General features: G+C 41.1%; 1 protein-coding gene and 1 pseudogene. Both read left to right on the top strand.

Annotated features, from left to right (window positions below; translation table 11 throughout):
* Positions 1 to 1,027, top strand: a 1,027-nt coding sequence (locus HMPREF9425_RS08975; protein WP_248688017.1) for a sensor histidine kinase, incomplete at its 5' end; no start/stop codon positions are given.
* Between the two features lie 190 nt (positions 1,028 to 1,217).
* Positions 1,218 to 1,826: pseudogene (gene rpsD, locus HMPREF9425_RS08970) on the top strand (30S ribosomal protein S4).
* The last annotated feature ends 139 nt before the right edge of the window (positions 1,827 to 1,965 follow it).

The following is a 1,965-nucleotide window of genomic DNA, read 5'->3' as shown; positions in this document are numbered from 1 at the left end:
AAAAAACTATATTTTAGTGGGGTATCTAGTGTCGACTCTACTAACGATTTTGGTCGTTTTCTGGGCAGTCCAACGAATGTTGATCGAGAAAAGTGAAGTGTACTTTCTAGTTGGAATGACCTTGATTGCTAGTTTCATTGGCGCTGCAGTGAGCATCTTTCTTTTGTCGCCTGTTTTCTCTTCTCTGAAACATTTGAAAAAACAAGCTCAGGATATAGCTGGCAAGGATTTCAGCACAGAAATTGAAACCAAAGGCCCATTAGAGTTTCAAGAGCTGGGCCAGGCTTTTAATGACATGTCCCACAATTTGCAAGCCATCTTTCAATCACTTGATGAGAGCGAGCAAGAAAAGAGAATGATGATTGCGCAGCTCTCTCACGATATTAAAACTCCCATTACCTCCATTCAGGTTACTGTGGAGGGAATTCTAGATGGGGTGATTAAGGAAGAGGAGAGGCTCCACTACTTAGCCACGATTGGTCGGCAAACTGAGCGTCTAAACAAGCTAGTAGAGGAATTGGATGTTTTGACTCTTAACACACAACCTCAAGATACTGCTGATGAAGAAGTCGAAGAGGTATTTTTAGATCAGCTGTTGATTGAGTCAATGAGTGAATTTCAACTCCAGATTGAACAAGAGGAGCGAGATGTTTACATTCAAGTGTCACCTGAATCAGCGAAAGTCAAGAGCCATTATGACAAACTTTCTCGAATTCTGGTCAATTTGTTAAACAATGCCTTTAAATATTCAGAACCAGGAACCAGAATAGAGGTTCTTGCCCAATTAACAGAACAAGAGCTGACAATCAGTGTGAAAGACGAGGGTCAGGGGATTCATCCTGAGGATTTGGAGAAGATCTTTAAACGACTTTATCGTGTAGAAACTTCGCGCAATATGAAGACAGGTGGTCATGGCTTAGGACTTGCGATTGCACGAGAACTAGCCCATCAGCTTGGCGGCGACATCTCAGCAGAAAGTCAGTATGGCTTAGGTAGCAAGTTTACATTCTCTCTCAAATTGAAATAAAGCCGTACCCTCGCCTTTTCAAATTGATCATTTTATGGTAAAACAGTAGCAGTAAAGCGTGAAGCTAGTCAACAGGAAGTCGGCTAGAAAAGTAACCTTTGCTGTTTGGGCGAAAGGCATCTGCACGAATCAGGGCTCTCTAAGTGACTATTTCCACCGAAATATTATTTATATCAAGAGGGACATACATATGTCACGTTATACAGGACCATCTTGGAAACAAGCTCGTCGCCTTGGTTTCTCACTTACAGGTACAGGTAAAGAATTGGCACGTCGTAACTACATACCAGGACAACACGGTCCAAACAACCGTTCAAAACTTTCAGAGTACGGTTTGCAATTGGCTGAAAAACAAAAACTTCGTTTCACTTACGGTGTGGGTGAAAAACAATTCCGTAACTTGTTCGTACAAGCTACTAAAGTTAAAGGTGGAACACTTGGTTTCAACCTCATGCTTCTTTTGGAACGTCGTTTGGACAACGTTGTTTACCGTTTAGGTCTTGCGACTACTCGTCATCAAGCTCGTCAATTCGTAAACCACGGTCCACATCCTTGTTGACGGAAAACGCGTTGATATCCCATCATACTGCGTAACTCCAGGTCAAGTGATCTCAGTTCGTGAGAAATCATTGAAAGTTCTAGCTATCCTTGAAACAGTAGAAGCTACTCTTGGATGTCCAGCATTCGTATCATTGCTAAAAAATTGAAAGGTTCATTGATTCGCTTGCCAGAACGCGACGAAATCAACCCTGAAACCAACGAAGCACTTGTCGTTGAATTCTACAACAAAATTCTTTAAGATAAGAATTTATATTGTAAGAAGCCTATAAGAGTGGGCTTTTTGCTTTATCTTAAAACGTTAATTTCTGGGTTTGCTTAGATATTTGCTAGATTGATTTCATAGCCGTTTCAAAGAATGAGACGGCTTTTTTTGTTTT

The sequence above is a fragment of the Streptococcus vestibularis ATCC 49124 genome (assembly GCF_000188295.1).
GTDB lineage: Bacteria > Bacillota > Bacilli > Lactobacillales > Streptococcaceae > Streptococcus > Streptococcus vestibularis.
The sequence above is the reverse complement of the archived record's forward strand: the minus strand, read 5'-3'. Positions and strand labels throughout refer to the sequence as shown.